We start from the raw sequence: 20,694 nt of genomic DNA, 5'->3' as shown, positions 1-20,694 counted from the left end.
GCACATTATATATAGAAATAATGACAACATTTACAGGGTTAGGAGTACAAAAAGAATATGTTCAAGGACTTAAGGAATTAGGAATTACAAAACCTACCGAAGTACAAGAAACAGCAATACCTTATTTATTGCAAAATAATGCTGATTTTATTGGATTAGCACAAACAGGTACTGGTAAAACTGCTGCATATGGATTGCCTGTTTTACATAAAATAGATGCATCAAAAGATACTGTTCAAGCATTAATTTTATCGCCAACAAGAGAATTGGTTCAGCAAATAAAAAAACAACTTTTTAAGTTTACAAAATATGTAGATGATAAAATTTTTATAGAAGCTGTTTACGGTGGAGAAAAAATTGATCGTCAAATAAATAATTTAAAAAGAACAACGCACGTAATTGTTGCTACTCCAGGTCGTTTAATCGATTTGATAGAAAGAGGTGAAGTAAATTTAAAAGATATTCAAACTTTAGTACTTGATGAAGCAGATGAAATGCTAAGTATGGGTTTCAAATTAGATTTAAATCGTATTTTAAAATATACTTCAGGAACTAGAAAAACTTGGTTGTTTTCTGCAACAATGCCAGAAGAGATAAGAAATATCATCAAAAAATACATGGATTCATCAGCAAAACAAGTTGAGGTGAATAAAAATACTTTGGTAAATGCAAATATTACACATCAGTTTATACAAACTACGATTCCTGAAAAAGTAGATGTAATTATAAAGTTTTTAGAAAAAAGAGATGCTGAAAGAGGAATTATTTTTGCAAGAACAAAAGCTGGAGCTCAAAAAATAACTAGAGAATTAAAAGAAGAAGGTTTTTCTGTAGAAGCTTTAGAAGGTGATATGCAACAAAGAGATCGTGAGAAAGTAATGCGTGCTTTTAAAAATGAAAGTCTTCAAATTTTAGTTTCTACCGATGTTGCAGCAAGAGGTATTGATGTAAAAGGTTTAGGATTTGTAGTACATCATCAATTACCAGAGCAATTAGAATATTACACACACAGAAGTGGAAGAACTGCAAGAGCAGGTAAAAAAGGCGTTTCATTAGTATTAATTTTAAATAACGAAAGAAATAATATTAAAGACGTTGAAAGAACATTACAAATAAAATTTTCAGAAATAAATATCTAAGTGAATATTATCTACGCCCTTGATATTGCAGGAACATTTGCATTTGCCATTAGTGGTGCATTAGTTGCAATTAAAAAAAAATTTGATGTATTTGGAGTTATTATTATTGCCTTTGTTACTGCCGTAGGTGGTGGTATGATACGAGATGTTTTAATTAATGCACACCCTATAAATTGGATTAGTGATCTTAATTATATTTGGACAATTTTAACTGCTGTTGGTTTTACTTTTTTGTTCAGAAGTAAAATAGCACCATTTCGTAAAACAATGTTTTTGTTTGATACAATTGGTATTAGTGTATTTACTTTGTTAGGCTTAGAAAAAGGCTTAGCTTATGATTTACATCCTTTTGTAGCGTTAATTATGGGAATGGTTTCGGCTGTTTTTGGTGGTGTACTTAGAGATGTACTCACTCGAAAAGTTCCTTTAATATTTAAAAAAGAAATTTATGCTTTGGCTTGTTTAGCAGGTGGAGTAGTGTATCTTATTTTAGCAGAATTTAATATAAATAAAGACCTTCAATTTGTAGTACCTACATTTGTTGTTTTTTTAATAAGGTCAATTGTTGTTAAATACAAGTTAGAATTACCAAAGATAAAAATTGATGCACTAGGTGAACGTAGTTAAATAAATATGAAAATAACGGAAATTGTAGCTTTAAAAAAATAAAAAAATGAAAAAGGAAATTACTGTAGCACTTTTATTATCAATAGGATTATATAGTTTTTCACAAGATAAAAAATTACCAGCTGGTTGGGATATTGTTTCTTTAGATGATAAACCAGCTTATATGAACTTAATTACAGGAACTATTTCTAGAACATACCCTAGAAAACCTGCTCTAATAAAGCCTCTAGAAAAACAAAAATTTGATTCAACAATTACTCACACAGTAAAAAAAGGAGAAACATTAAGTGTGATTTCAAGAAAGTATGATTTGAAATTATCAAGATTATATAGGTTAAATAGCATGACTAATTTTGATACATTAAAAATTGGTCAAGAAATTGTAATTGGATATGGGCAAAGTGAAGCAGAAAAAATTGCTTTTTTTAATAAGAAAACAAAAATTAATACTAAAAAACCTCAAACTCAAACCAAAGCTGTTTTAAATAAGCAATACGAAAAACGTTTTGCATTGATTATTGAAAAAGATACTGATATTAAAAGTGAAAATAAAGTAACTAATAAATATCATATTGTAACAGAGAGTGAAACTTTATATGGTATTTCTATACATTATAAATTATCTATAGATAAATTGAAAACACTAAATAAGTTAAAGGATAATACTATATTTTTAGGGCAAAAATTAATAGTTAAATAAGTGTCAAACAAAAAAAACATAAAAAAACGTTAAACTCATTTTATTTTGTAACGATTAATAGTCAAAACCGTCATATATTATAGAATCATAATGTTTAGTGATTTTTTAGTTTTTAATAGTTGATAAAAAAAGCTCGGAATTTTTAAATTCCGAGCTTTTTAATTTCATTTAATAGTTATTATTTTTTGACTAATTGAGCCATATAAAAACCATCGAACCCAAATTCATGAGCCAATACTTTATAATCTTTAACTAAGGTAAAATCTTTACCATCTTCAGATGCTAAAAATATTTCAACTTGTTCTTGATTTTCAGAAGGTAAAACAGAACATGTAGCGTATACTAATTTACCACCTGGTTTAACCATCCTTGAGTATCTTTGTAAAACATCTTGCTGAATTTCTTTAATATTATCGATGAATTCAGGCTGTAACTTCCATTTACTATCAGGATTTCTACGTAAAACACCTAAACCAGAACAAGGAGCATCAATTAAAACTCTATCAGCTTTACCGTATAATTTTTTAATTACTTTGGTAGAATCTATAACTTTTAAATCGATATTACTAATACCATTTCTACGTGCTCTAACTTTTAATTTACGTAATTTACTTTCGTAAATATCCATGGCTACAATTTGTCCTTTATTTTTCATTAAAGCAGCTAAATGCAATGTTTTACCACCTGCACCAGCACAAGTATCAATTACTTTCATACCAGGAGCAACATCTAAATAAGCTGCTACTAATTGAGAAGAAGCATCTTGTACTTCAAAAAATCCTTTATGAAATGCTTCTGTTTTAAAAACATTAGCACGTTCTACTAAACGTAGAGCATCGTCACAACCGTTTACAAATTCAGTTTCAATACCTTCTTGTTGTAAATCTTTTTGTAAATGTTCTTTTGTTACATTTAATGTATTTGTACGTAAAATAACATCAGCTCTTTTGTTTAAAGCTGCCATTTCTTTAGTCCAAACAGTTTCACCTAATTCTTTAACACCTAATTCATCAATCCAATCAGGAATAGATTCTCTGTATTTTCTAATTTGAGAAAGTTCATCAAATTTTCCTTTAATTCTTCTAGTTGGTGTTTCTTCAATCTGATTCCAATCAGGTAATTTAATTCCTTTTAACACACACCATACTACTAATAAACGCCATAAATCGGGTCTTGAATATGGAGTTTTTACATCCGCAATTTCAGCGTATAAACGTTTCCAGCGTACGATGTCATAGATAGTTTCAGCAACAAATTTTCTGTCACGTGCTCCCCATCTTTTATCTCTTTTTAAAGCTTTTTCAACAGCTTTATCTGCATATACGTCATCATTAAAAACGTCACGTAAACTATCAATAACTGCGTAAACTAAATTTCTATGTAATCTCATTTGGTGAATTTATGGGTACAAAGATAGTGGATTTTAATGTCTTTTTGTATTTTCGTATTTAATGAATTTAAATCATCCAATAACATATATAAAAGGCGTTAGTGTAGCTAGAGCAGAATTGTTGTTTACCGAGTTAGGGATTAAAAGCTGTAATGATATTCTACATCTTTTTCCGTTTCGTTATATTGATAAAACTCAGTTTTATACAATTAATGAATTAACTCAAAATACTGCTGAAGTTCAGGTGGTTGGTAAGATAACAGCAGTTAAAGAAATAACTCAACAAAGAGGAAGTAGGCTAGTAGCTACTTTTTCTGATGGAACAGGTTTTTTAGATTTAGTATGGTTTAAAGGTGCTAAATGGATAAAAAATAGTTTAAAAACAGATGTTCCGTATGTGATTTATGGAAAATTAAATTGGTATAATGGTGTTGCAAATATGCCACATCCAGAAATGGAAACTGTAAAAGAATATAAAAGCAAGCCTCAAACGGCAATGCAACCTGTATATCCAGCTACAGAAAAATTAGCTAATAAAGGAATTACGAATAAAATACTTCGAGGATTTATTCAGAATTTATTTGAACAATTTTTTGATATCATAGAAGAAACACTTCCTGATTATCTTTTAAAAGAACATCAATTATTAGATAAAAAAGAATCATTATTTAATATTCATTTTCCTAAAAGTCAAGAATTATTAGCAAAAGCACAATATCGATTAAAATTTGAAGAGTTATTTTTTATTCAAATTCAATTATTACAGAAAAAACTCATCAGAAAATCAAAAATAAAAGGCTATGTTTTTGAAAAAGTAGGCGAATATTTTACCGATTTTTATACGAATCATTTACCTTTCGAATTAACCAACACACAGAAAAGAGTTTTAAAAGAAATCAGAAAAGATATAGGCTCTACTGCGCATATGAACCGTTTATTACAAGGCGATGTAGGTTCGGGTAAAACAATTGTGGCATTATTAAGTATGTTAATTGCTATTGGTAATGGGTATCAGGCAACTATTATGGCACCAACCGAAATTTTAGCAATTCAGCATTATAACGGAATTGTTGAGTTATTAGAAGGAACAACTATCAAAGTTGAATTATTAACAGGTTCAACTCGAATTAAAAAAAGACGTGAAATTCATACAGGTTTAGAAGATGCATCGGTACATATTTTAGTAGGAACACATGCAGTTTTAGAAGATAAAGTCCGTTTTAGAAACTTAGGATTAGCTATTATTGATGAGCAACATCGTTTTGGAGTTGCACAACGTTCTAAATTATGGCAGAAAAATCAAGCGCCAGCACCTCTTGATAAAAAAGGAGTAATTCTTCTTGAAAAATATAAAACTGAACATCCGAAAGCATATAAATTACATAAAGAAATAGCTTTAAAACGTAAAAATAAAACATCTAAAGAAGAAAGAATTTTATGGGATGTTTTAAGTACGATATCAACTACATCTAAATTTATAAGATATTATATTATTGATGAGTTTCTGATTGATTTTATCTGTCTAGAAAAAAAACTGATTATAGAAGTTAATGGAAAATATCATACAACCGAAGCACAGCAAGAAGCAATTAATTTGCGTACTGAAGTTTTAACAGCATTTGGTTATAAAGTTGTTCGTTTAAATGAAAATCAAATAATAAATACATTAGAAAAAACAATTGCAAGAATTATTGCTACTTTAAAAATTCTTCCTACTATTATTGTTCAAAAGTCTGTTCCGCCACACGTTTTGGTAATGACTGCAACGCCAATTCCACGAACTTTAGCAATGTCGGTTTATGGTGATTTAGATATTTCTGTTATTGATGAATTACCTCCAGGACGTAAGGAAATTAAAACTGTACATCGTTATGATAGCAATCGTTTATCTGTTTTTAAGTTTTTAAAAGATGAAATAGATAAAGGTCGTCAGGCATATGTGGTGTATCCGTTAATTGAAGAATCTGAAGCGATGGATTATAAAGATTTAATGGATGGTTACGAGAGTATTTCGAGAGATTTTCCATCGCCAAAATATCAAATAAGTATTGTACATGGAAAAATGAAACCTGCGGATAAAGAATTTGAAATGAATCGTTTTATAAAAGGTGAAACTCAAATAATGGTAGCAACTACGGTAATTGAAGTTGGTGTAAATGTACCAAATGCATCAGTAATGGTTATTGAAAGTGCCGAGCGTTTTGGTTTGAGTCAATTACATCAATTACGAGGTAGAGTTGGACGTGGAGCATCACAAAGTTATTGTATTTTATTATCGAGCTTTAAATTGTCATCCGATAGTAAAACAAGATTACAAACCATGGTTGATACTACTGATGGTTTTAAAATAGCTGAGGTAGATTTAAAACTTCGTGGTCCTGGAAATATTATGGGAACGCAACAAAGTGGTGTACTAAATCTTAAAATTGCCGACGTAGTAAAAGATACTGCTATTTTACAAAAAGCCCGCCAAACGGCAATTAATGTGTTAGAAGAAGATGCTAGTTTTTCTAATCCTAAAAATGCTAGTCTATTAAAAGTGTATTCTCAAATACAAAAAACAAGCGGACTTTGGAGTAATATTAGTTAAAATTTGATAGCGTAATTTTAATTTATTGTCTGTTTTTTAATCATTTTGTAGTTTGATATAAATTAAATATAAGCAAGAAAAAAGGAACAACCCAAATACTAATTTTATCTTTTTCCTTAATGAAAAAAAACACTAAAAATAGTACTAACAAAACCATATTTGCTATTATAAAAAAGAATGTTTCTACAGATATCATAGTATGAGCGTGTGCAGGAGTATCAAAAATATAATATAAAATAAAACTTAATAATTGAATAATAGAAAAGGCTATTGGAATTTTGTTTTTATTTAAAATCATTAATTATATCTTGTAAAATAGTTATTTTACTTTTTTTGTTATAAATTATGTTCAATAGATAAAATTAATAGGTTTTTAATAAAGTAAACAATAATTTTACGATTATATATCAATAAAAGGTACACAATTTAAGTATAAATAATTACATAACTAGAAGTAAAAATAAAAGAACCCCCTTAATTTAAATGAAAATGAAATTAACAAAACTTAATTTAAAAATGTATACTTGCTTTTTTTTAATAGCAATGTTATTTAGTAATTGTAGCTCTAAAGATGATGAAACCCCAGATTTAGTTGACATACCAGGAGGGGAACCTCCTATAGTTTTAGTACCAATAGATGATATTCCTGGTACTGGTAATGTAGGTGTAACTTCTCTTGAGGATGGTGCAGCAATATATTTAGATGGTGTTTATACAGGTAAAAATACACCATCGAGAATAGAAGTTTCTGCTGGAGACCATTTAATTGGTGTTGGTTTAAATACTGCTATTAAATATTTAAGAACTCCGATTGTTGTAACTGAAGAAGAAGAAATGGTTGTTTCTCTTGATGAAACTCATCATAAAAAAGCAAAAAAATGGAAGGTTTTATTTTTAGGAATAAAGAAAGCTGTAATGCCAAATGGTTCTTGTTCATCAGAATATACAGAAGCAGAGCTTGATATGGGATTCGATTTTTTAAAATGGCAATTTCAAAACTTTGTAGAACCAGATTCTTATAATACTATTAGTTGGGATTTTGATAAAAGATATATATCTAATCTTACTTTGTCAGGAGGTAATTCTGGTCCTCTTGCAACTCCAGATGTAGTTAATCCACACATAACAGATATAAATCCTGGAGATTATGATTTAATCTTAAGTTTTTTTAATAGAAAAGATGCTGATTGTGATTTAGGTGATTATAAAGGAATAGGTTGGTATAACCCTCAGTTAGGAGATCTTAAAGTTTCTTATGTAACTATTAGATATAATGGAAATATAGAAGAAAGTATAAAAGATCAAAAAGATAATGATCCAGGGGTGTTTATACGCGAATGGTTACATACCATGATAGAACAAAGAAGTTATTTTACCGATTTAGGTACAAATGTACCTAGTGGTGGGGTACATTCTGCAGAAAATCATGAAGGTGATTATAGTTATCCTTGGATGAACTGGTATCAAAATATTTTAGCAGGTAAAGTTATAGAAGGAGATACTTATGTTGGTATCGGTCCTGATGCTTTTTTAGAATGTACTGTTAAAGATAAAGCACTTAATAACTGTTTGTAAAAACAAAACTTATTTAATATCTATTATAAAAAAAGCAATCAAAAAATTTGATTGCTTTTTTTACTTTTATCTATCTTGTAATTCATTTAATCTTTCCATCATTAATTCTTCATTACCTATAGCATCCCATCCAATTAATGAAAATACATATATGATACAAATCAAATATAAAATATTAAGTACAATACCAATAATACCTAGTATTTTAGCTGTATTTGCATTTTTAACACCTTCATACTCATCAGGGTTTTCATTATCTAGTTTTACTGCTTTATTTCCCAAAATATAGGCTGCAATACCTAGTGGTAATCCGATAACTCCGTAACAACAACAGGTTACAATCGAGCAAATTCCTAAAACTAATGATACTGTAGCATTTGGTAAATTTTGTTTTTCCATAGTTTTTATTTTTTTAGAATAGTTTATTCATTTTCATAACGTAACTTACTACAATAATAAGTACATTAATTACAGCTAAAATACGTATTGCTTTTCGAGCGTATTTAAGTTTAAAAAAGAAGTTTAAAATTACAATTATTGCTAATAATAACAATGTGTAAATAGCTGGATACATTTTAAAAGCACCTATAAAATTCCCTTGAAGTAATAAACTTAAAGCTCGCTGAATTCCGCAACCTAAACAATCAACTCCGAAGAATTTTTTATTTAGGCACGGTAACATATAATTATCTAGTTGTAAAAGCATTTTTATTTAAACATATCCATTCCAGGAATGTTTGGCATTCCGTCTTGAGCAGCAACGGCTAATTCGTGTTCGTTAATTGCACCTGCTTTTTTTAATGCTTTGTTTAAAGTTAAAATTAAATAATCTTCTAATTCTTCTTTATCTTCTAATAAAGATTCGTGAATTGAAATTGATTTAATTTCATTATTTGCAGTAAGTGTAATTTTTAAACTTCCATTTGCAGTTGCTTCATCAACTAAAACAGTATTTAATCTTTTTTTAGTTTCTTCTACTTTTTTTTGAGCATCTTTTATTTTACTCATCATTCCTGAAATATCTCCAAACATTTGTTTTTTATTTATGATTTATAATAAAGCAAAAATAGTATTTTCACAAGGAATTTAATCAAGTTTAATACATCTAAAAGAAAATGAAAAAAATTATGATCCCTGCTATAGCTTTTAGCCTTATTTTTGTTAGTTGCAAAACTAAAGAAATGAAGAAAGATATAAAAGCTCCAATTGCTGATAAGCAATCTAAAACATTAGAGAAACACGGAGATGTACGTACAGATGATTATTTTTGGATGCGTTTAACAGATGCTCAGAAAAATGCTGAGGTTAAAGATGAACAAACTCAAAAAGTTTATGATTATTTAACAGAGGAAAATTCTTATTACGAAGCACGTACTGAAAATACAAAAGAATTTCAGACACAGTTATTTGAAGAAATGAAAGGGCGTATTAAAGAAGATGATGAATCTGTGCCTTATAAAAGTAATGGTTATTTTTATATTACACGCTATGAAAAAGGACAGCAATATCCTATTCACAGTCGTAAAAAAGAAACTTTAGAGGCTAGTGAAGAGATTTTATTTAATGTCAATGATGAAGCTAAAGGACATGATTATTTTCAATTAGGTGGTTTAAGTATTTCTCCTGATAATAAATTAACCACTTTTGCGACGGATACCGTAAGTCGTCGTCAATATATTATCAGAATAAAAAATTTAGAAACAGGTGAAATTTATCCTGATAAAATAGAAAACACAACTGGTGGTACTGTTTGGGCAAATGATAATAAAATAATCTTTTATACTAAAAAAGATCCTGAAACATTACGTAGCTCACAGATTTACAAACATGTTTTAGGAACTGATGTTGCTTCTGATGTGTTAGTTTTTGAAGAAAAAGATGAAACTTTTGGTGCTTTTATAACCAAAACAAAATCTAAAAAATACTTAGTAATGGGGTCGTATAGTACGGTTTCTAACGAATATCAAATTTTAGAAGCTGATAATCCTAATGGTGATTTTAGAATGATTCAACCACGTGAGCGTGATTTAGAATACGATATCGCACATTACGAAGATCATTTTTATATCAAAACAAATAAAGACGGAGCAACCAACTTTAAGTTGATGAAAACTCCAGAAGATAAAACAACCAAAGAAAACTGGGTTGATGTAATTCCACATAGAGAAGATACTTTATTTGAAGATTTTTCTATTTTTAAAGATTATTTAGTTTTAGAAGAAAGAACTAACGGTTTAAATAAAATTAGAATTAAACGTTGGGATAATACAGAAGATTATTATTTGCCTTTTAATGAAGAAACTTATTCGGCAGGTGTACACGGAAATCCAGATTTTGATACCGATATAATTCGTTATTCATATAATTCAATGACAACGCCAAGTTCTGTTATTGATTTTAATATGAAAGATAAATCTAAAGAACTTAAAAAAGAACAAGAAGTTTTAGGAGGTAAGTTCGATAAAGATAATTATGTAAGTAAGCGTATTTGGGTAACGGCTCGTGATGGTAAAAAGGTTGCTTTATCGATTGTACATCATAAAGATACCAAATTAACAAAAGACACGCCTATTTTACAGTATGCTTATGGTTCTTACGGTTATACTATTTCTGATGGATTTTCAACAACTCGTTTAAGTTTACTAGATAGAGGTTTTGTATATGCTTTGGCGCATATTAGAGGAAGCGAGTATTTAGGTCGTGAGTGGTATGAAGATGGAAAAATGTTAAACAAGAAAAATACTTTTAATGATTTTGTAGATTGTTCTAAGTATTTAATCGATAATAATTATACTTCTTCAAAACATTTATATGCTATGGGAGGTTCTGCTGGAGGTTTATTAATGGGAGCAATTATTAATATGAATCCTGAATTATATAACGGAATTATAGCTGCTGTACCTTTTGTTGATGTAATTTCTACGATGTTAGATGATACAATTCCTTTAACTACTGGAGAATATGACGAATGGGGAAACCCAAATGATAAAGAATATTATGATTATATGAAATCATATTCTCCTTATGACCAAGTAGCTCCGAAGGCATATCCAAACATGTTAATTACTACAGGTTTACATGATAGTCAGGTACAATATTGGGAACCAGCAAAATGGATTGCCAAACTTAGAGATGTAAAAACAAATGACAACATGTTATTTTTACATACAAATATGGAAGCAGGACATGGAGGTGCTTCTGGTAGGTTTGACGCATTAAAAGAAACAGCAGAAGAATATAGCTTCTTTTTAATGTTAGAGGATAAGTTAGAAAAATAATTATACTTTTGCTCTTTATTGAATAAGCATCATTGTAAAAAGAATGAAGTAATCTTATCAAGATAAATTCGTGTTTTTTACAATGACGCTTTCTTATTTTAGAATAAAGATGAATAGACATAAAGGAATTACCAATTCAATTTTAGATTTAATAGGGCAAACCCCTATGATAAAGTTAAATAAAATAACAAAAGGTCTTTTAGGTACATATTACGCAAAAATAGAAGCTTTTAATCCTGGGCATTCAGCAAAAGATAGAATAGCTTTACACATTATTGAAAGTGCTGAGAAAAAAGGTATCTTAAAAAAAGGAGATCTTATTGTTGAAACAACTTCTGGAAATACAGGTTTTTCAATAGCAATGATTAGTGTTATTAAAGGATATAAATGTCTTTTGGCTGTTAGTGATAAATCATCACAAGATAAAATTGATATGTTAAAATCAATGGGAGCTGAGGTACATGTTTGCCCTGCGAATGTTCCTGCGGATGATCCTCGTTCGTATTATGAAGTAGCAAAAAGATTACATAAAGAAAATCCTGGTTCTATTTATATCAATCAATATTTTAATGAACTAAATATAGAAGCTCATTATAAAAGTACAGGTCCTGAAGTTTGGAAGCAAACAAAAGGTAAAGTAACACATGTTGTTATTGCTAGTGGGACAGGAGGAACAATTTCTGGTACAGGTAAATATTTAAAAGAGAAAAATCCGAAGATAAAAATTTTAGGAGTAGATGCGATAGGTTCTGTTTTGAAAAAATATCATGAAACAGGTGAGTTTGATGAAAAAGAAATATCGCCTTATAAAATTGAAGGTTTAGGAAAGAATTTAATTCCAACGGCAACCGATTTTGATGTTATTGATATTTATGAAAAAGTATCAGATAAAGCCGCAGCACTTAAGTCAAGAGAATTAGTAAAAGTAGAAGGTTTATTTTGTGGATATACTTCAGGAGCCGTTTTACAAGCGACTAAACAATATGCCGATAAAGGTTTTTTTGATAAAGATAGTGTTGTAGTTGTTATTTTGCCAGACCACGGATCTCGTTATATGAATAAAATTTATTCTGATACTTGGATGAAAGAACAAGGTTTTTTAGAATGAATTACTTAAAAAAATAAAATTATAAATCAATAAAAATAAAATATTATGAATATTACATTAGCGCAAGCAGAAAATATTATAGCAGCAGCAAAAGCAAAATCAATAGAAATTGATACAAAAATGAATATTGCAGTTGTTGATGCAGGTGCAAACTTAGTTGCTTTTGCTCGTATGGACGGTGCATGGTTAGGTTCTTTAGATATTTCAATTAAAAAAGCAAAAACTGCTCGTTTTTTTGATATGAATACAGGAATTATTGGTGAATTATCTCAACCAGGACAACCTTTATATAACATAGAACATTCTAATAACGGATTAATTACATTTCCTGGAGGTGTACCTGTAAAAGATGCAAACGGTACTGTTATAGGTGCAGTAGGTGTAAGTGGTAGTTCTGTAGAGAATGATCATACAGTAGCTGAAGCAGGAGCAAATGCTATTTAATACCAAAGAATAAAACAGTAAAATAAAAAGGATAACGAAAGTTATCCTTTTTATTTTAAAAAAGATTTGTAATTATAAAGTTATCAGAATATAAAATGTTGAGGTACTGTTGATTTAATAGAAATAATTTATCTTTATTATGGTCTTTGTTACGTATTATTATGGTTTTATAAAATATAAAAAGATAAGAATATAATTTTTTAATTAATAAAACGTTATTATTTAATTATAATAAAATATATTTAGCAAAATTTAAAACTTTAATATTTATGAAGAAATTATTTTTTTTGGCAACGTTATTTTTTTCTGTTGCATCGTATTCTCAAATTGAATTTGTTGAAAAAACAAAAATAGATGTTGTTGGACAAGTAGAGTTTGTTTACCTAGAAAAAGTAGGTAATGAATCTTATAATTTATTTTACAAGAATATTAATAACACTGTAAATGAATATATTTCTTTTTCATTTAAAAATGTAGATAATGATGCCGCTAAATTACATCAAATTATTGCCAGAGGTTTTGAAGAATCTACAGGTAGTAGATATCAGATTAAAGCAAATGGAGATGCAATTTATTTCAAGTATGTAAGAGTACAAGGAGAAGTTAAAATGAAAATTCAACAATACGTAAGTAGAGAACCAGATGTTTTAACAGAATCTAAATTATTAACATTAGATGAGGTTAATGAATTATTTAACTAATCTTTTTTGATTGAAATACATAATATTATAAGAAAACCTAAACAATATTAAATTGTCTAGGTTTTTTTATGAGTTAAAATTTCTAGCCCCGATTGAAGCATTTGTTTGAGCTCTTTTTTTGATTTTTCTTCAAAAAAAAGCGAGTGCGGAAAGCGGGAAATTGCTTCAAATTATTTTTATTAAAATTTTAATAAAATAACTTTTTTATGCGATAGAATTAATATACGTAATAGTTTTTGAGTTAAAAATAGTAGGGTTTTCAACATTTACAACGTGTCCACACTTTTCGATAACAATTAAAGACGCAGAAACATGCTTTGTTACGATGGTTTTTATAGAAGGTAAAAATAAATGATCTTCTTCGCCCATAATATATAAAGTAGGAATTTTAATGTCGTTCATTCTGAATAAACGTAGTAACGGATTTATTTCAGAAGTTAATTTAAACCAACGTAAAAACTCTTTTTGATATAGTTTTTTGGCTTCATTAACAAAAAGTGAGCGCGATTTTTTATGATTTTTTTTCGGCATAATTATAAAAGCAAAAAGCTTGTATAACAACATATAAGGAACAATGGATTTACATAAGTTTCCTGTGAAAATTAAAAAACGAGAACGTAAATTTAATTTGATAATAGCACCACCCATAATCATACTTTTTACTAAATCTGGTTTTTTTTCGGCAAGATTTCTAATTAAAATAGTTCCTAAAGAAATACCTACAAAATGCGATTCTTTAATTTGTAAATAATCGAGAACTTCTACAATATCTTCTGTAATAGCATCAAAAGTATATTTTTTATTAAACGGTGTTTTTATAATAGTTTTACTATCGCCATGACCACGTAAATCTAAAATTAAAACATTAAAGTGTTTTTTAAAATCTCGGAGTTGTTTGTGCCAAATAGAACTACTTCCGCCAGCACCATGGACAAATGTAACCCATTGTGTAGAATCAGTATGTTTGTAAGAATAGTAATTTAACAAATTAATAAAATTTAAAATTCAGGCTAAAATAATTTAATTTAATAACTTTACTAGCTAAAATTTTTATTGAATTTGTTTAAATAGATAAAAATAGTCATGTTTTTATATTATTAGTAACTAATAACGAGTGTTTTTAAGATAAATAAAGATACACTGCCTATCTTTGCATTTTATAAAAAACTTCATAGATATTCAAATATTATGGCAATGACAGTAAAAACACAGGAAGATATTTTAGCAAAATTAAATATCTATGAGTTAAACGAAATGCAGAAAAAATCTATTTCAGTAGTAGAAACAAATGCAAACACGGTTATATTATCACCAACAGGAACTGGTAAAACTTTAGGTTTTTTATTACCAGCTTTAAAATTAATAGACCCAGAAAATAAAGATATTCAAGTATTAATTTTAGTTCCATCAAGAGAATTAGCTATTCAAATAGAACAAGTTATTCGTGAAATGGGAACAGGATTTAAAGTAAATGCTGTTTACGGTGGGCGTGCAATGGCAAAAGATAAAATTGAATTAAAACATATACCAAGTATTTTAATTGGTACACCTGGTAGAATTTTAGATCACTTTGCAAACGAGCGTTTTTCTAAAGAGAGTATCAAAACTTTGATTTTAGATGAATTCGATAAATCATTAGAGGTTGGTTTTGAATACGAAATGAGAGGAATTATCAATCAATTACCAAATCTTAAAAAACGTATTTTAACTTCTGCAACACAAGAAACAGAAATTCCACAATTTGTAGGTTTAAATAAACCGACTGTATTAAATTACTTAACAGGAAAAAAATCAAGACAATTAACTTTAAAAACTGTTGTTTCTCCTATAAAAAATAAAAATCAAACGTTACTTGATTTGTTAAAACATGTAGGAAATGAACAAGGAATTATTTTTTGTAATTTAAAAGATAGTATTAATCACGTAAGTGAATTTTTAGATAAAAATAAAATTGCACACAGTTGTTTTTCTGGAGGAATGGAGCAAAGAGATCGTGAGCGTTCGTTAATAAAATTCAGAAATGGAACAAGTCAAGTATTAATTGCAACCGATTTGGCTGCAAGAGGTATTGATATTCCTGAAATGAAATATATTATTCATTACGAATTACCAGAAAGAATTGAAGAATTTACTCATAGAAATGGTAGAACTGCAAGAGTAAATGCAAAAGGAACAGCATATATTTTAAAATGGCAGAAAGAAAATTTACCAGATTTTCTTAAAAATATTCCTAATGAAGATATTTCTCATAAACAAAAAATAAAACCTCATTATTGGGAAACTTTATTTATTTCAGGAGGAAGAAAAGATAAAATATCAAAAGGAGATATTGCAGGATTATTCTTTAAAAAAGGAAACTTAACAAAAGAACAATTAGGGGTTATTGAATTAAAGCAAGATTGTGCTTTTATCGCAGTTCCTATAAGTGAAGCGAAAAAATTAATTGAAGAATTAAATAATACTCGTTTGAAAAATAAAAAAGTACGTATTACTTTGGCTTAATAATTAGTCAATTAATCAAAAATAATAAAAAAAGCTATTTCTTAAATTGAAGAAATAGCTTTTTTTTATAATGTAATTACAGAATAACTATTAAAGCTGTTTTTCTTTATTTAAAATTTCTTTTACAGCTATTTGATATTTTTTCTGATTTCCAGCTTTTTTAATCTGTTTGTAGGTTTTCTGCGGATTATCAAATGATTTTGAAAAATATTCCCAAAAACCTAACATTTTCATTTTTATAGGAGTTGGTCCTGATAAAGCTTCATCATATTGTTGATAAATTTCATTATGAAAAGCTTCAAAACGTTGCCATCTATCTTCAGGGTATTCGGTTGTATTGTCTTTAATCATTTGTGGTAAAAACGGATCAGCAATTAAACCACGCCCAATCATAAAATGACTAATACTAGGAAAACGCTCTTGGATTGCTTTAAAACCAGCAACACTAGTAATATCTCCGTTATAATATAATTGATGTTTTGCAACGTCAATACATTTTTGAAAAGCATCTAAATCAACACCGCCTTTGTATAATTGTTTTCCGATACGTGCATGAATGGCTACATTTTTTAAAGGATATTTATCTAAAATAGGGAAGGAGTTTAAAATTTCTTCACTATTTTCATAACCCATTCGCATTTTCATCGAAACTAAAATATCAGATTCGTTGTGCGCTTTGTGTAAAACTTCGTCAATTTTGGCAGGGTTACAAATTAATCCAGAACCCATTCCAGATTTTGTAACCATCGGATATGGGCAACCTAAATTCCAGTTTAATTCTTTATAGCCTAAGCTTTGTACATATTTTGCAACAAATAAAAATTCATCAGGATCGTTTGTTATTACCTGTGGAATTACGGTTAAAGTATCGTTGTTTTCGGGCAATAAATCACGCTTATAACTCGATTTTATAATCATTTTTCCATTCAATCTAATGTATGGCGCGTAATAAGTATCAATACCTCCGAAATATTTATGCTGTGCATTTCTAAATCTAAAATCGGTAAAGCCTTGTAATGGTGATGAAAGTAAAGTAAAACTCATAATTTTTAATAAGCTACAAATATAACTTACTTATCCTTGATATTTTAAAGTAAAACTTTATACTTTTGAAATAGATTCAACTTACATGAAAAGAGTTTTTAACTTCTTAAAACAGTATAAATTAAAAATAATAATTAGTGGTATATTAATCGTTATTTACTATTCATGTTTACCGAAACAATTATTTTTAACACCAACATCAACAGTCGTAACGGCAAAAAACAATGAATTATTAGGTGCTGTCATCGCAAAAGATGGACAATGGCGATTTCCTGAATTAGATTCTGTTCCTAAAAAATTTGAAATCTGTATTTTGCAGTTTGAAGATGCTCATTTTTATCAACATTTTGGTTTTAACCCGATATCAATAGGAAAAGCATTTGTTGAAAATATCAAAGCAAAACGAGTAATTAGGGGCGGAAGTACGCTTACACAACAAGTAATTCGATTATCAAGAAAAAATAAAAGTAGGTCTTATCTAGAGAAAATAAAAGAACTCGTTTTAGCAACTCGATTAGAATTTAGAGATTCAAAAGAAAATATAATAAAATTATATGCCTCTCACGCTCCTTTCGGTGGAAATGTAGTTGGCTTAGAAATGGCTTCTTGGCGATATTTCGGATTACAACCACATCAATTATCATGGGCAGAAACAGCTACTTTGGCAGTACTTCCAAATGCTCCTTCGTTAATTTATCCAGGGAAAAATCAACAGAAATTAAAAGAAAAAAGAAATAGATTACTTAAAAAATTATATCAGCAAAAAATTATCGATGCTATTACTTATGAATTAGCTTTAGAAGAAACTTTACCAGAAAAACCTTACAGATTACCAAGTTTAGCAAAGCACTTTGTACAAGAAGTTTCTAAAAATTATCAAGGAAAATATATACAAAGTTCTTTAGATATTCATTTACAAAAGCAAGTGAATACTTTAGTCAAACAACATTACGAGCATCAAAAACAAAATGAAGTATATAATATGTCTGTATTAGTTTTGGATGTTGCTACAAGAAAAGTATTAAGTTATGTAGGAAACTCGCCAACAGATAAAGCGCATCAAAAAGATGTAAACAATGTTATTTCGGCAAGAAGCACAGGAAGTACTTTAAAACCTTTTTTATACGCACAAATGTTGCAGTCGGGTGCTATATTACCAACGCAATTAATTGCAGATGTTCCTACGGAAATTGCAGGTTACACACCAAAAAATTACGATTTAACTTTTGACGGAGCAGTTCCTGCTAATGAAGCGTTAACACGTTCTTTAAATATTCCTGCGGTTCGCATGTTGCAAACGTACGGATTAGAAAAATTTAGAGCAGATTTAAAAACTTATAATATTAATGACATTGATAAATCGGCAGATTATTATGGATTATCATTAATTTTAGGAGGAGCGGAAGCTAGCCTATGGGATTTGTGTAAAACATTTGCAAGTTATGCGAATATTGTAAATCATTTTGAAATTACAAAACACAATTATTATTCAAATGAATTTATTGAGCCTAGTTATTTAAATTCTGATAAAGTTAGTTTCGGAAGTATTCAAGAAAATTACACACATATTGATGCAGGCGTTGCTTTTACAACTTTAAATACATTGACCGAAGTTAACCGACCTTTTACCGATCAGGCTTGGAAATATTTTGATTCTTCTCAAAAAATAGCTTGGAAAACAGGAACTAGTTTTGGAAACAAAGATGCGTGGGCAATTGGAGTTACTCCAAAATATGCAGTTGGTATTTGGGTTGGTAATTCTGACGGAGAAGGAAGACCTGATTTAACAGGTGTAGGAAGTGCAGGTTCATTATTATTTAATGTTTTTGATGTGTTACCAAAATCAGATTGGTTTTTAGAACCTTTTGAAGCATTAATTGAAGAAGATATTTGTGAAAAAAGCGGATATTTAGCCTTACCAATTTGTAAATCTGTTATAAAGCGAGTTCCTAAAAATGGCGTAAGAGCAAAGTCTTGCCCATATCACAAACAAATAACTGTTGATGTTTCTGAAAAATTCCAAGTAAATTCTAATTGCGAGTCAATCACAAACATAAAAACTAAAACATGGTTTATTTTGCCTCCGTTAATGGCGCATTATTATCAGCAAAAAAATGCGGAGTATAGCGTGTTACCTAATTACAGAAGCGATTGTAATAAATTAGAAAATAATACGATGGATTTTGTGTTTCCTACTAAATACCGTTCTAAGATATCATTAACAAAAGGAGTCAATAATAAAATAAATCCTTTAATATTAAAAGTAGCGCATACAAATGCAGATGCTATTTTATATTGGTATTTAAATGATGTTTTTATTGGAAATACAACTCAATATCACCAACAGGCAATTATTCCTAAAAAAGGAACTCATAAAATTACAGTGATAGATAATCTAGGAAACGAAGAGATACGATTTATAGAAATATTATAAAGTCATCAATTTCTGTTTTTTTTTGATATATAATATGATATTAAAAATAATTAGAAGCAATTTCCCGCTTTCCGCACTCGCTTTTTTTGTTTTTTCGAAAAGAAAAACAAAAAAGAGCTCAAACAATTGCTTCAATCGGGGCTAGGCATTTGTACAAAACTATTATAATTCTTTATTTTATTGATTATTTAGAGTTTTTTTAAAAAAGAGAAAATAAACAATCAATTGATAATCAGTTGTTATTTAACTTAATTGAAAAATAATGAATAAAAAAGCTTAAAAACACAGAAAAGAGTCTTATATTTGTAGTCCATACTAGATAGATTATTTAGTGTGATTAGTTCATTTAAATATCATTTTTGAAATTATTTAAAAATAAGTTAATTTTAACTTGTTTAAAACAAATAAAAGGATGTATATTTGCAACCGCTTTCAGAAAGCGCAACGATTAAAGAAATTTGGAAATGACAATAATATGTCAGTTAGTTCGATTCTAACGTTTCTACAAAAAAATGATAAGATTATTCTTGTCTCTGGTTTTTTTAAAGAGAACTAGGTTCATTGAAAATATTGAAATTGACAGCGTAAATAAGAGTAGAATAACCACGTTCTATTAAATTAGAACAAATTCTTTTGAAACTTATTCATTAATATTATTTAAAATACACAATGAAGAGTTTGATCCTGGCTCAGGATGAACGCTAGCGGCAGGCTTAACACATGCAAGTCGAGGGGTAACAGGTAGCTTGCTATGCTGACGACCGGCGAACGGGTGCGTAACGCGTATAGAATCTGCCTTGTACAGGAGGATAGCCTTTAGAAATGAAGATTAACACTCCATAATGTAGTGATTCGGCATCGAACCACTATTAAACATTTATGGGTACAAGATGACTATGCGTCCTATTAGCTAGATGGTAAGGTAATGGCTTACCATGGCGACGATAGGTAGGGGGTCTGAGAGGATTATCCCCCACACTGGTACTGAGACACGGACCAGACTCCTACGGGAGGCAGCAGTGAGGAATATTGGTCAATGGAGGCAACTCTGAACCAGCCATGCCGCGTGCAGGATGACTGCCCTATGGGTTGTAAACTGCTTTTATACAGGAAGAAACCGATGTACGTGTACATCCTTGACGGTACTGTAAGAATAAGGACC

17 protein-coding genes and 1 rRNA gene (1 of these 18 running past the window's edge) are annotated in these 20,694 nt (G+C 29.0%); 12 read left to right on the top strand and 6 right to left on the bottom strand.

What is annotated here, in order from left to right; translation table 11 throughout:
• Nucleotides 1–20 precede the first annotated feature (20 nt).
• From AB0T67_RS02505 to AB0T67_RS02495, 3 genes are read left to right on the top strand one after another with little or no spacing between them, the layout of a single operon-like run.
• On the top strand, nucleotides 21–1,139 hold the full coding sequence (locus AB0T67_RS02505) for a DEAD/DEAH box helicase (RefSeq protein WP_369219006.1): 1,119 nt from the start codon (nucleotides 21–23) through the stop codon (nucleotides 1,137–1,139).
• The gene (locus AB0T67_RS02500; RefSeq protein ID WP_271231948.1) at nucleotides 1,140–1,766 is read left to right on the top strand and encodes a trimeric intracellular cation channel family protein; all 627 of its coding nucleotides are present in this window, start codon (nucleotides 1,140–1,142) and stop codon (nucleotides 1,764–1,766) included.
• A gap of 46 nt (nucleotides 1,767–1,812) precedes the next feature.
• The gene (locus AB0T67_RS02495) at nucleotides 1,813–2,466 is read left to right on the top strand and encodes a LysM peptidoglycan-binding domain-containing protein (RefSeq protein ID WP_369219005.1); all 654 of its coding nucleotides are present in this window, start codon (nucleotides 1,813–1,815) and stop codon (nucleotides 2,464–2,466) included.
• Between the two features lie 178 nt (nucleotides 2,467–2,644).
• Here the strand turns inward: AB0T67_RS02495 and AB0T67_RS02490 are convergent, their stop codons facing one another.
• Nucleotides 2,645–3,856 carry an RsmB/NOP family class I SAM-dependent RNA methyltransferase gene (locus AB0T67_RS02490; RefSeq protein ID WP_369219004.1) on the bottom strand — a complete coding sequence of 404 codons (1,212 nt, stop codon included), beginning with the start codon at nucleotides 3,854–3,856 and terminating at the stop codon, nucleotides 2,645–2,647.
• A 61-nt stretch (nucleotides 3,857–3,917) separates the two neighbouring features.
• Between AB0T67_RS02490 and AB0T67_RS02485 the strand changes: the two genes are divergently transcribed.
• Together AB0T67_RS02485 and AB0T67_RS02480 are read left to right on the top strand one after the other, a co-directional pair.
• Entirely contained in the window at nucleotides 3,918–6,446 is a 2,529-nt protein-coding gene (locus tag AB0T67_RS02485; RefSeq protein WP_369219003.1) for a DEAD/DEAH box helicase, read from the top strand.
• Nucleotides 6,447–6,935: 489 nt separating this feature from the next.
• The gene (locus AB0T67_RS02480; protein WP_369219002.1) at nucleotides 6,936–8,021 is read left to right on the top strand and encodes a PEGA domain-containing protein; all 1,086 of its coding nucleotides are present in this window, start codon (nucleotides 6,936–6,938) and stop codon (nucleotides 8,019–8,021) included.
• Nucleotides 8,022–8,087: 66 nt separating this feature from the next.
• Here the strand turns inward: AB0T67_RS02480 and AB0T67_RS02475 are convergent, their stop codons facing one another.
• The 3 genes from AB0T67_RS02475 to AB0T67_RS02465 are packed head-to-tail and all read right to left on the bottom strand — an operon-like array spanning nucleotide 8,088 to nucleotide 9,053.
• The gene (locus AB0T67_RS02475) at nucleotides 8,088–8,420 is read right to left on the bottom strand and encodes a CCC motif membrane protein (protein WP_369219001.1); all 333 of its coding nucleotides are present in this window, start codon (nucleotides 8,418–8,420) and stop codon (nucleotides 8,088–8,090) included.
• Between the two features lie 13 nt (nucleotides 8,421–8,433).
• Nucleotides 8,434–8,727, bottom strand: coding sequence for a DUF2752 domain-containing protein (locus AB0T67_RS02470; protein WP_271231953.1), 294 nt, complete (start codon nucleotides 8,725–8,727; stop codon nucleotides 8,434–8,436).
• 2 nt (nucleotides 8,728–8,729) lie between these two features.
• Nucleotides 8,730–9,053 (bottom strand): YbaB/EbfC family nucleoid-associated protein, encoded by a 324-nt coding sequence (locus AB0T67_RS02465; RefSeq protein WP_369219000.1) that lies wholly within the window; start codon nucleotides 9,051–9,053, stop codon nucleotides 8,730–8,732.
• Nucleotides 9,054–9,202: 149 nt separating this feature from the next.
• Between AB0T67_RS02465 and AB0T67_RS02460 the strand changes: the two genes are divergently transcribed.
• The 4 genes from AB0T67_RS02460 (at nucleotide 9,203) to AB0T67_RS02445 (ending at nucleotide 13,552) form a co-directional block, all read left to right on the top strand.
• Nucleotides 9,203–11,299 (top strand): S9 family peptidase, encoded by a 2,097-nt coding sequence (locus AB0T67_RS02460; protein ID WP_369218999.1) that lies wholly within the window; start codon nucleotides 9,203–9,205, stop codon nucleotides 11,297–11,299.
• Nucleotides 11,300–11,408: 109 nt separating this feature from the next.
• On the top strand, nucleotides 11,409–12,407 hold the full coding sequence (locus AB0T67_RS02455; RefSeq protein ID WP_369218998.1) for a PLP-dependent cysteine synthase family protein: 999 nt from the start codon (nucleotides 11,409–11,411) through the stop codon (nucleotides 12,405–12,407).
• A 45-nt stretch (nucleotides 12,408–12,452) separates the two neighbouring features.
• Nucleotides 12,453–12,851, top strand: coding sequence for a GlcG/HbpS family heme-binding protein (locus tag AB0T67_RS02450; RefSeq protein ID WP_369218997.1), 399 nt, complete (start codon nucleotides 12,453–12,455; stop codon nucleotides 12,849–12,851).
• 269 nt (nucleotides 12,852–13,120) lie between these two features.
• The gene (locus AB0T67_RS02445; protein WP_369218996.1) at nucleotides 13,121–13,552 is read left to right on the top strand and encodes a hypothetical protein; all 432 of its coding nucleotides are present in this window, start codon (nucleotides 13,121–13,123) and stop codon (nucleotides 13,550–13,552) included.
• A 204-nt stretch (nucleotides 13,553–13,756) separates the two neighbouring features.
• On the opposite strand, the gene AB0T67_RS02440 is transcribed toward AB0T67_RS02445, so the two are convergent.
• On the bottom strand, nucleotides 13,757–14,539 hold the full coding sequence (locus AB0T67_RS02440; RefSeq protein WP_369218995.1) for an alpha/beta fold hydrolase: 783 nt from the start codon (nucleotides 14,537–14,539) through the stop codon (nucleotides 13,757–13,759).
• Nucleotides 14,540–14,740: 201 nt separating this feature from the next.
• On the opposite strand from AB0T67_RS02440, the gene AB0T67_RS02435 reads away from it, so the two are divergent.
• Nucleotides 14,741–16,054, top strand: a complete 1,314-nt coding sequence (locus AB0T67_RS02435) for a DEAD/DEAH box helicase (protein ID WP_369218994.1) — start codon at nucleotides 14,741–14,743, stop codon at nucleotides 16,052–16,054.
• 90 nt (nucleotides 16,055–16,144) lie between these two features.
• Here AB0T67_RS02435 and AB0T67_RS02430 read toward each other — a convergent pair whose 3' ends face one another.
• The gene (locus tag AB0T67_RS02430) at nucleotides 16,145–17,098 is read right to left on the bottom strand and encodes a tRNA dihydrouridine synthase (RefSeq protein ID WP_369218993.1); all 954 of its coding nucleotides are present in this window, start codon (nucleotides 17,096–17,098) and stop codon (nucleotides 16,145–16,147) included.
• Nucleotides 17,099–17,183: 85 nt separating this feature from the next.
• Here AB0T67_RS02430 and pbpC point away from each other — a divergent pair, with 85 nt between their 5' ends.
• Both pbpC and AB0T67_RS02420 read left to right on the top strand, forming a co-directional pair.
• Entirely contained in the window at nucleotides 17,184–19,532 is a 2,349-nt protein-coding gene (gene pbpC / locus AB0T67_RS02425; RefSeq protein ID WP_369218992.1) for a penicillin-binding protein 1C, read from the top strand.
• Between the two features lie 666 nt (nucleotides 19,533–20,198).
• Nucleotides 20,199–20,694 (top strand): 16S ribosomal RNA (locus tag AB0T67_RS02420); it runs 1,022 nt beyond the window's last position.

The sequence above is a fragment of the Tenacibaculum salmonis genome (genome assembly GCF_041053065.1).
Taxonomy (GTDB): domain Bacteria; phylum Bacteroidota; class Bacteroidia; order Flavobacteriales; family Flavobacteriaceae; genus Polaribacter; species Polaribacter pacificus_A.
This window is presented reverse-complemented; position numbering and strand designations above follow the sequence as displayed.

What these genes read in the sequence shown, in the direction of transcription:
- AB0T67_RS02505 (WP_369219006.1), top strand. Translation starts at nt 21, where the DNA reads ATGACAACATTTACAGGGTTAGGAGTACAAAAAGAATATGTTCAAGGA.
- AB0T67_RS02495 (WP_369219005.1), top strand. Translation starts at nt 1,813, where the DNA reads ATGAAAAAGGAAATTACTGTAGCACTTTTATTATCAATAGGATTATAT.
- AB0T67_RS02490 (WP_369219004.1), bottom strand. Translation starts at nt 3,856, where the DNA reads ATGAGATTACATAGAAATTTAGTTTACGCAGTTATTGATAGTTTACGT.
- AB0T67_RS02485 (WP_369219003.1), top strand. Translation starts at nt 3,918, where the DNA reads ATGAATTTAAATCATCCAATAACATATATAAAAGGCGTTAGTGTAGCT.
- AB0T67_RS02480 (WP_369219002.1), top strand. Translation starts at nt 6,936, where the DNA reads ATGAAATTAACAAAACTTAATTTAAAAATGTATACTTGCTTTTTTTTA.
- AB0T67_RS02475 (WP_369219001.1), bottom strand. Translation starts at nt 8,420, where the DNA reads ATGGAAAAACAAAATTTACCAAATGCTACAGTATCATTAGTTTTAGGA.
- AB0T67_RS02470 (WP_271231953.1), bottom strand. Translation starts at nt 8,727, where the DNA reads ATGCTTTTACAACTAGATAATTATATGTTACCGTGCCTAAATAAAAAA.
- AB0T67_RS02465 (WP_369219000.1), bottom strand. Translation starts at nt 9,053, where the DNA reads ATGTTTGGAGATATTTCAGGAATGATGAGTAAAATAAAAGATGCTCAA.
- AB0T67_RS02460 (WP_369218999.1), top strand. Translation starts at nt 9,203, where the DNA reads ATGAAGAAAGATATAAAAGCTCCAATTGCTGATAAGCAATCTAAAACA.
- AB0T67_RS02455 (WP_369218998.1), top strand. Translation starts at nt 11,409, where the DNA reads ATGAATAGACATAAAGGAATTACCAATTCAATTTTAGATTTAATAGGG.
- AB0T67_RS02450 (WP_369218997.1), top strand. Translation starts at nt 12,453, where the DNA reads ATGAATATTACATTAGCGCAAGCAGAAAATATTATAGCAGCAGCAAAA.
- AB0T67_RS02445 (WP_369218996.1), top strand. Translation starts at nt 13,121, where the DNA reads ATGAAGAAATTATTTTTTTTGGCAACGTTATTTTTTTCTGTTGCATCG.
- AB0T67_RS02435 (WP_369218994.1), top strand. Translation starts at nt 14,741, where the DNA reads ATGGCAATGACAGTAAAAACACAGGAAGATATTTTAGCAAAATTAAAT.
- AB0T67_RS02430 (WP_369218993.1), bottom strand. Translation starts at nt 17,098, where the DNA reads ATGAGTTTTACTTTACTTTCATCACCATTACAAGGCTTTACCGATTTT.
- pbpC (WP_369218992.1), top strand. Translation starts at nt 17,184, where the DNA reads ATGAAAAGAGTTTTTAACTTCTTAAAACAGTATAAATTAAAAATAATA.